The sequence below is a fragment of the Tepidimonas sp. genome (assembly GCF_046292505.1).
In the GTDB taxonomy this organism is placed as follows: Bacteria; Pseudomonadota; Gammaproteobacteria; order Burkholderiales; family Burkholderiaceae_C; genus Tepidimonas.
In genome coordinates this window covers 37,289-45,979 of sequence record NZ_JBKBQX010000016.1, presented here as the reverse complement: position 1 = coordinate 45,979, position 8,691 = coordinate 37,289, and the positions used below count along the sequence as shown (strand labels likewise).

The 8,691-nt window shown below is 68.9% G+C and carries 6 protein-coding genes and 1 pseudogene; all 7 read left to right on the top strand.

Translation table 11 applies throughout. The features are described from left to right. Positions 1-56: 56 nt before the first annotated feature. A pseudogene (locus tag ACK4TH_RS08275) lies at positions 57-1,034 on the top strand (glutamine synthetase family protein); the annotation flags it as partial. Positions 1,035-1,063: 29 nt separating this feature from the next. Then, entirely contained in the window at positions 1,064-2,479 is a 1,416-nt protein-coding gene (locus ACK4TH_RS08270) for an aspartate aminotransferase family protein (RefSeq protein ID WP_409624944.1), read from the top strand. Positions 2,480-2,607: 128 nt separating this feature from the next. Continuing rightward, a complete protein-coding gene (locus ACK4TH_RS08265; protein WP_409624941.1) occupies positions 2,608-3,774 on the top strand; it encodes an extracellular solute-binding protein in 1,167 nt (388 codons plus the stop codon). A gap of 117 nt (positions 3,775-3,891) precedes the next feature. Continuing rightward, on the top strand, positions 3,892-5,007 hold the full coding sequence (locus ACK4TH_RS08260) for an ABC transporter ATP-binding protein (RefSeq protein WP_409624938.1): 1,116 nt from the start codon (positions 3,892-3,894) through the stop codon (positions 5,005-5,007). Between the two features lie 23 nt (positions 5,008-5,030). Continuing rightward, the gene (locus ACK4TH_RS08255) at positions 5,031-5,960 is read left to right on the top strand and encodes an ABC transporter permease (RefSeq protein ID WP_409624935.1); all 930 of its coding nucleotides are present in this window, start codon (positions 5,031-5,033) and stop codon (positions 5,958-5,960) included. An 18-nt stretch (positions 5,961-5,978) separates the two neighbouring features. After that, positions 5,979-6,815 carry an ABC transporter permease gene (locus tag ACK4TH_RS08250; protein ID WP_409624932.1) on the top strand — a complete coding sequence of 279 codons (837 nt, stop codon included), beginning with the start codon at positions 5,979-5,981 and terminating at the stop codon, positions 6,813-6,815. Between the two features lie 50 nt (positions 6,816-6,865). Further along, the gene (locus ACK4TH_RS08245; RefSeq protein ID WP_409624929.1) at positions 6,866-8,545 is read left to right on the top strand and encodes a protein adenylyltransferase SelO; all 1,680 of its coding nucleotides are present in this window, start codon (positions 6,866-6,868) and stop codon (positions 8,543-8,545) included. Positions 8,546-8,691 lie beyond the last annotated feature (146 nt).

The window sequence follows — 8,691 nt, the reverse complement described above, 5'->3', positions numbered from 1 at the left end:
CACCGAGCCGATGCCGCCGATCACCACCACGACGAAGCACATGATCAGCACCGGGCCTGTACGAGGCGATGGGCCTGGAGCCGGTCGTCGCGCCCGAGCTGGAGTTCTACCTCACCGCGCGCAACACCGACCCCAACACCCTGCTGCACCCGCCCATCGGCCGCAGCGGACGCGCCGAAACCTCGCGCCAGGCCTACTCCATCGACGCGGTCAACGAGTTCGATCCCCTGTTCGAGGAGATCTACGACTACTGCGACAAGATGGAGCTCAACGTCGACACCCTGATCCACGAGGTCGGCGCCGGGCAGATGGAGATCAACTTCTTCCACTCCCACCCGCTGGCGCTGGCGGACGAGGTGTTCCTGTTCAAGCGCACCGTGCGCGAGGCCGCCCTGCGCCACGACATGTACGCCACCTTCATGGCCAAGCCGATCGCGGGCGAGCCGGGCAGCGCGATGCACATCCACCAAAGCATCGTGGACAAGGCCACCGGGCGCAACATTTTCAGCAACGAGGACGGCTCGCCGTCCGAGGCCTTCGGACACTACATCGGCGGGCTGCAGCGCTACATCCCGGCCGCGATGGCGCTGGTGGCCCCCTACGTCAACAGCTACCGGCGGCTGGCGCGCCACACCGCCGCGCCGATCAACATCGAGTGGGGCCACGACAACCGCACGGTCGGCATCCGCTCGCCGATCGCGCCGCCGCAGGCGCGCCGCATCGAAAACCGCGTCATCGGCGCCGACGCCAACCCCTACGTCGCCATGGCCATGACGCTGGCCTGCGGCTACCTCGGCCTCGTCAACAAGATCAAGCCCAAGCCCGAGATGCGCGGCGATGCCTACCTCTCGGCCTATGCGCTGCCGCGCAGTTTGGGCGAGGCGCTGGACTGGCTGCGCCGCGAGCCCGACCTGCACCATGTGCTCGGCGAGGAGTTCATCACGATTTACACCGAGATCAAGGAACTCGAGTTCGAGGAGTTCATGAAAGTGATCTCGCCCTGGGAGCGTGAGCACCTGCTGCTGCACGTCTGACCGCACCGACCGTCCCGAGGAGTCCACCCATGAACGCCCCCGCCGACCGCCTGCCCCAGCCCAGCGCGCACACCCGCGAGCTGCAGGCGCTGGACAGCGCGCACTTTTTGCACCCCTTCACCGACCACCAGGCGCTGGCGGCCAAGGGCGCGCGCGTGATCACCCGCGCCGAGGGCATCTACATCTGGGACTCCGAGGGCCACCGCATCCTGGACGGCATGAGCGGCCTGTGGTGCGTCAACGCGGGCTACGGCCGGCGCCCGCTGGCCGAGGCCGCCTACCGCCAGATGCTGGAGCTGCCCTTCTACAACACCTTTTTCCAGACCACCACCGAGCCGGCGGTGCGGCTGGCGGCGCGGCTGTCCGAACTGGCCCCGCCGGTGGACGGGCGGCGGTTTTCGCATGTCTTTTTCACCAGCAGCGGCTCGGAAGCCAACGACACCAATGTGCGTCTGGTGCGCCGCTACTGGGATCTGATGGGCCAGCCGCAGCGCAAGGTCATCATCAGCCGCTGGAACGCCTACCACGGCTCCACCGTCGCTGCGGCGTCGCTCGGCGGCATGGGGGGCATGCACGAACAGGGCGACCTGCCCATCCCCGGCATCGTCCACATCCAGCAGCCTTACTACTGGGATCTGCGCGAGCCGGGCGAGACGCCCGCCGAGTTTGGCGTGCGCGCCGCCCGCTGGCTGGAGGACAAGATCCTCGAGGTCGGCCCGGACAAGGTCGCGGCCTTCATCGCCGAGCCGGTGCAAGGCGCCGGCGGCGTCATCATCCCGCCCGAGACCTACTGGCCCGAAATCCAGCGCATCGTCGACCGCTACGGCATCCTGCTCATCTCCGACGAGGTGATCTGCGCCTTTGGCCGCTTGGGTCACTGGTTTGCCTATGAGCGTTTTGGCAGCAAACCCGACCTCGTGACGTTTGCCAAGGCGGTGACCAGCGGCTACATCCCGCTGGGGGGGGTGCTGGTCAACGAGCGCATCGCCCGCGTGCTGCACAGCGGCGGCGAGTTCACCCACGGCTACACCTACAGCGGCCACCCGGTCGCGTGCGCGGTGGCGCTGGCCAATCTGGACCTCATGGCCGCCGAGGCGCTGCCGCAGCGCGTGCGCGAGGACACCGGCCCGTACCTGGCGCAGCGCTTTGCCGAGCTGACCGACCATCCGCTGGTGGGCGTGGCCGAGACCTGCGGCCTGGTGGCGGGGCTCATTTTGGTGCGGGACAAGGCGACGTTGGCGCGCTTCCCCGAGGAGTGGGCCGTGGGCATGACCTGCCGCGGCCACTGCTTCGACAGCGGTGTCGTCATGCGCGCCGTCGGTGACCGCATGATCATCGCCCCGCCGCTGGTCATGACCCGTGCCGATATCGACGAGATGATCCGCCTCATTCGCACCGCGCTCGACGCCACGCTGGCAGATTTGCGACGGCAGGGCAAAACCTGAGCGGGGGGTGCCCTAGAATCCCACGCGAGCATTCAGGGGCGTCGTGGTGGGCCAAGTCCGCACCGGCCTGTTTGTTGCTTGGCAATCGTTCTCCGTTTACCCCTCAAACTCTCGACAGGAGTGTGGACATGAAGAAGCGCTTGTTGGCCTTGGCCCTGGCCGCCGCGTTCGTCGCCGGCTGCGGCAAGAAGGAAGAACCCGTCGCCCAACCCGCCCCCGCACCGGCCCCTGCCTTCGCCCAGGCCCCCGCCGGCCCGGTGCTGGACGACGAGAAGGTGCTCAACATCTACAACTGGCCCGACTACATCCCCGAGGGCATGCTGGAGGCCTTCGAGAAGGAAACCGGCATCAAGGTCAACTACGACACCTTCGAAACCAACGAAGCCTTGCACGCCAAGCTGGTGGCCGGCAACACCGGCTACGACATCGTCGTGCCGGGCAGCGTGTTCGCCAAGCCGCAAATCGAGGCTGGCCTGTTCCAGCCGCTGGACAAGGCCAAGATCCCCAATTACGGCAACCTCGACGCCGGCGTCATGAAAGTGCTGGACAAGGTGGATCCGGGCAATCAGCACCTCGTGCCCTGGGCGTGGAGCTTCACCACCGTCGGCATCAACAAGACCAAACTCACCAAGGCGCTGGGCAACATGCCCATGCCCGACAACGCCTGGGACCTGGTGTTCGACCCCAAGTACACCGCCAAGGTCAAGAGCTGCGGCATCGCCTACCTCGATTCGCCGACCGAGATCATCCCCGTGGCGCTGCACTACACCGGCAAGGACGCCTACTCCAACGACCCGGCCGACTACAAGGCGGCGGTGGACATGCTGCTGAAGGTGCGCAAAGACATCCGCATCTTCAGCTCGACGATGATCGATGACGTCGCCAGCGGCAAGGCCTGCGCGGTCATCGGCTGGGCTGGCGACATCAACATTGCCGCCGCTCGCGCCGCCGAGACCGGCTCCAAGGACGAAATCGTCGCGCTGCTGCCCTCCACCGGCGCGCTGGCGTTCTTCGACACGATGGCGATCCTGAAGGACGCCAAGCACCCGAACAACGCGCACGCGTTCATCAACTTCTTCCTCAAGCCGGAGAACGCCGCCGCGATGGCCAACGAGATGGGCTACAACGCCGGCAACACCCAGGGCAAGGACCAGATCAAGCCCGAGGTGGTCAACAACCCGTCGATCTTCCCGCCGGCCGACTACATGCCCAAGCTGATCCAGCCGAGCAGCTACACCAACGAGGCGCGCGAGGCCATGGCTTCGGCCTACAACGCGTTCAAGCGCGGCAAGTGATGCCAGGCGGTGTCCTCCCGCACCGCCGATGAGCCCGGGCTGTTCGTGCCACCGTGTATGAACAGCCCGTTTTATTTGTCCGTCGGCCCCGGCCGACCTGCAGGAGTGTGATCCGTCATGGCTGAAGCTCCCCGTGCTCCAGGCGAGCAGGAGAACTATCTGGTCACCGAGAAACTCGTCAAACGCTTTGACGAGGCGGTGGCGGTCGACGAGGTGTCGCTGTCGGTGCGCAAGGGCGAGATTTTTGCCCTGTTGGGCAGCTCGGGGTGTGGCAAGTCCACCCTGTTGCGCATGCTGGCGGGTTTCGAGACGCCGACCTCGGGCCGCATCCTGCTCGGCGGGCAGGACGTGGCGGGCCTGCCGCCGTACGAGCGGCCGGTCAACATGATGTTCCAGAGCTATGCGCTCTTTCCGCACCTGGACATCTGGGAGAACATCGCGTTTGGTCTCAAGCGCGAGGGCCTGCCCAAGGCCGAGATCGCCAAGCGCGTGGACGACATGCTGGCGCTGGTGCAGCTCACGCCGTACGCGCGGCGCAAGCCGCACCAACTCTCGGGCGGGCAGCAGCAGCGCGTGGCGCTGGCGCGCAGCCTGGCCAAGCGGCCCAAACTGCTGCTGCTGGACGAGCCGCTGGGCGCGCTGGACAAGAAGCTGCGCGAGCAGACGCAGTTCGAGCTGGTCAACATCATCGAGCAGGTCGGCGTGACCTGCGTGATGGTGACGCACGACCAGGAAGAGGCGATGACCATGGCCAGCCGCATCGCCGTCATGAGCAAGGGCCGCGTGCTGCAGGTCGGCACGCCGCAAGAGATGTACGAATTCCCGGCCAACCGGTTCGTGGCGGACTTCATCGGCAGTGTCAATCTGTTCGACGGCACCCTCAGCGTCGACGAGCCGGACCACTGCGCCGTCACCACGCCGCTGGGCGACATCCATGTCGGCCACGGCACCACGGGCACCGTCGGCATGCCGCTGTGCGTGGCCGTGCGGCCGGAGAAGATCGAGATCGCCAAGCAGCGCCCCGACGACGTGCCGTGCAACCTGTTCCAAGGTCGGGTCAAGGAGATCGCCTACTTCGGCTCCTACAACAGCTACATCGTCGTCACGGCCGCGGGCAAGAAGGTGCGCATCACCGAGGCCAACACCTCGCGCCACGACCTGTCGGACATCACCTGGGACGACGAAGTCTGGTTCTGGTGGAGCGACACCGCCGGTGTCGTGCTGCGCGACTGAGGGCACCCGCCCGGAGAACCGCCATGGCCCGAAACCCCGCCTCGTCGCTGCTGTCCGTGCCGGGACGCCGCTTCGTCATCGCCGTGCCGTTCGGTTGGCTGACGGTGTTCTTCTTCCTGCCCTTCCTGATTCTGCTGTACATCAGCTTCGTGGACATGGGCACGGGGATCGATCCGTTCCAGCCCTTGTGGGATGCCACGGCCGGCGTGCTGCGCCTGAAGTACGAGAACTACTGGACCATTTTCAAGGCCGAGTGGGACGGCCCGCTGTTCCAGACGCTCTACATCGAGGCCTATGTCCGCTCGCTGCTGTATGCGGCCATCACCGCCACGCTGTGCCTGGTCATCGGCTATCCGTTCGCCTACTTCATCGCGCGCAGCCCGGCCTCGGTGCGCCCGGCGCTGCTGCTGATGGTGATGCTGCCGTTTTGGACCTCGTTTTTGCTGCGCGTTTACGCGTGGAAGGGGATACTCGCCGACGCCGGCATCCTCAACCGCCTGTTGATGGCGCTCGGCGTCATCGACGAGCCGCTGCACCTGCTCTACACCAACGTCTCGATGCTGGTGGGGATGACCTACGTCTATCTGCCGTTCATGGTGCTGCCGCTGTACGCCAACCTGGTCAAGCTCGACTGGCGGCTGCTCGAGGCGGCCTACGACCTCGGCGCTACACCCTGGCGCGCCTTCTGGCTGGTGACGGTGCCGCTGTCCAAGGCCGGCATCATCGCTGGCTTCATGCTGGTGTTCATCCCTTCGGTGGGCGAGTTCGTCATCCCTTCGCTGCTGGGCGGCCCGGAAAACCTCATGATCGGCCGCGTGGTGTGGGACGAGATGTTTGCCGCCAACAACTGGCCGCGCGCCGCGGCCCTCGCCGTGGTCATGATCGGGCTGATCGTCGTGCCGCTGGCCATCTACTACCGCTACAGCGGCGAGCGCGCCGCGGCGCAGTCCTGAGGACCGGAGGGCCGCACCATGGGCAACATCCTCACCCGCCACTTCGGCAAGGGCTGGCTGCTGCTGGTCTACGTGTTCCTGTACGCGCCGCTCGTGTTCATGATCGTGTTCTCGTTCAACAGCACGCGGCAGGACGCGGTGTTCACCGGCTTTTCGCTGCGCTGGTACCAGGCGCTGCTGGACGACACCAAGATCGTCAACGGCTTTTTCGTGTCGTTGAAGGTCGCGCTGACCACCGGCGTGCTGTCGGCGGTGCTGGGCACGTTCGCCGCCTTCGTGCTGGTGCGCTACCGGCGCTTCTGGGGGCGCACCGTGTTCTCGGGCATGGTCAACGCGCCGCTGGTGATGCCGGAGGTCATCATCGGCCTGTCGCTGCTGCTGCTGATGGTGGGGGCGCAAAACGTCTTCGGCTGGCCGCAGCGTGGGATGCTGACGATCATCCTCGGCCACACGCTGATGGGCATGGCCTACGCGATGGTGGTGGTGCAGTCGCGCCTGCTGGAGATGGACCGCCGCATCGAGGAGGCGGCGATGGACCTCGGCGCGCGGCCGCACCAGGTGTTTTTCCTGGTGACGCTGCCCAACATCGCGCAGGCGGTGCTGGCGGCGTTTTTGCTGTCGTTCACGCTGTCGTTCGACGACGTGGTGATCTCCGAATTCCTCTCCGGCCCCGGCGTCAACACGCTGCCGCAGGTGATCTTTACCTACGCGCGCCGCGGCATCAACCCCACCATCTACGCCGCCGCGACCATCCTGATCGTCGTCGTCACCACCGTCATCGTCAGCTACGCCGTGTGGGTGGCGCGCGCCACGCGCCGGCGCGAGCGCGAAATGGCCGCGGCCCTCAAGGGGTGAAGCACGGCGGCGTCGGCGCAGCGGCGCGCGCGCCGCTACGCTGACGCACCATGAACGATCCGCGTCCCGCCCCCGCGCTGCTGGCCACCCGCGACGCCGGCCCCGACCCGCGTCCGAGCGTCCCGCCGTCGCTGGGCGCCGACTTCGCCACCGCGCTGCCGGAGTTGGCCGTCCCGTGGTCCGCGCGGCGCTGGTCGGCCGCCGCGCTGCTGACGCTCGACGAGCCGCTGGCGCAGGCGCTGGGCTGGTCGCCGGCGTGGCTGCGCGGCGCGGACGGCCTGGCGTTCCTTGCCGGGCAGGCCCTGCCACCGGGCGCGCGGCCGGTGGCGCAGAGGTACGCCGGGCATCAGTTCGGCGGCTGGGCGCCGCAGTTGGGCGACGGGCGCGCGCTGCTGCTCGGCGAGGCCGAGCTGGCCACGCCCGCCGGGCCGCGTCGGGTGGACGTGGCGCTCAAGGGCAGCGGGCCGACGCCGCTGGCGCGCGGCGGCGACGGGCTTGCGGCGCTCGGGCCGATGCTGCGCGAGGCGCTCGTCAGCGCGGCGATGCACGCGCTGGGCATCCCGACCACGCGCGCGCTGGCGGTGCTGGCCACCGGCCAGACCGTCTGGCGCGACGGCGAGCCGCTGCCCGGCGCGCTGCTGGTGCGCGTGGCCGCGAGCCACCTGCGCGTCGGCACCTTCCAGTGGGTGGCGGCGCACGGCGACGGCGCGCTGCAGCGCCGGCTGCTGGCGTTCGCGCTGCGGCGCCACGACCCCGATCTGGCCGCGGCGCTGCCGCCGGTGCCCGATGGCGGGGTGCCCGAGGTGCCCGCCGACGTGGCGCTGGCGTGGCTGCGCGCGGTGGTGGCGCGGCAGGCGCGCCTGGTGGCGCAGTGGATGGCGGTGGGCTTCATCCACGGTGTCATGAACACCGACAACATGGCCCTCGGCGGCGAGACGATCGACTACGGCCCGTGCGCGTTCATGGAGGGGTTCGATCCCGCCACCGTGCACAGTTCGATCGATCACGGCGGGCGCTACGCCTGGGGCAACCAGCCGCGCATCGCGGCGTGGAACCTGGCGCGGCTGGCCGAGACGGTGCTTCCGCTGCTGCACGCCGACGACGAACAGGCCGTGGTACTGGCCACCGAGGCGGTGCGCGGCTTCACGCCGGCATGGCAGCGCGCCTGGCGCGCGGCCATGCGCGCCAAGCTGGGGCTGGCGCCGCCCGGGGCGGCCCCCGCCGAGGGCCCGTGGGCGTGGCTGGTGGACGGGGGGCCGGACGACGCCTGGGCGGCCGAGGATGACGCGCTGATCGCCGACTGGCAGGCGTGGCTGCAGGCGCAGGAGGCGGACTGGACGCTGGCGCACCGGCGGCTCGCGGAGGTGGCCGCCGCCGTGGACGAGGGCGATGCGGCGGTGCAGGCCGCGGCCCGCGCGGGACTGGCGCCGCTGCTGCGCGAGCCGGCGGCGCTGGACGGGTGGCTGACCCGCTGGCGTGAGCGGCTGGCGCGCACGGGGGTGCCGGCGCAGCAGCTGGCCGCCGCGCTGCGCCGCGCCAACCCGGTGGTGATCCCGCGCAACCTGCGCGTGGAAGAGGCGCTGGCCGCCGCGCACCAGGGTGACCTGGGCCCGTGGCGCGCGCTGCACGCCGCGCTGCAGCGTCCCTTCGACGAGCCCGCCGACCCGCGTCTGGCCGAGCCGGCCCCGCGCGAGTGGGCCAGGCGCTACGTCACCTTCTGCGGCACTTGAGAAAGGGGCCGACCGTGCGCCGCGGCATGCGGCGCCAACTGGCCCCCCGAGCCGGTGAACCAGTGGACGCACGACGGCCGGTGTCGTGGGGCTAAGATGGTTGCCGAACAGGGCGGTGTGTGCGGTGTGTGTCCGTGGCCGGCGCC

Coding starts and splice junctions, on each gene's coding strand:
- ACK4TH_RS08270 (WP_409624944.1), top strand. CDS start 1,064: ATGAACGCCCCCGCCGACCGCCTGCCCCAGCCCAGCGCGCACACCCGC.
- ACK4TH_RS08265 (WP_409624941.1), top strand. CDS start 2,608: ATGAAGAAGCGCTTGTTGGCCTTGGCCCTGGCCGCCGCGTTCGTCGCC.
- ACK4TH_RS08260 (WP_409624938.1), top strand. CDS start 3,892: ATGGCTGAAGCTCCCCGTGCTCCAGGCGAGCAGGAGAACTATCTGGTC.
- ACK4TH_RS08255 (WP_409624935.1), top strand. CDS start 5,031: ATGGCCCGAAACCCCGCCTCGTCGCTGCTGTCCGTGCCGGGACGCCGC.
- ACK4TH_RS08250 (WP_409624932.1), top strand. CDS start 5,979: ATGGGCAACATCCTCACCCGCCACTTCGGCAAGGGCTGGCTGCTGCTG.
- ACK4TH_RS08245 (WP_409624929.1), top strand. CDS start 6,866: ATGAACGATCCGCGTCCCGCCCCCGCGCTGCTGGCCACCCGCGACGCC.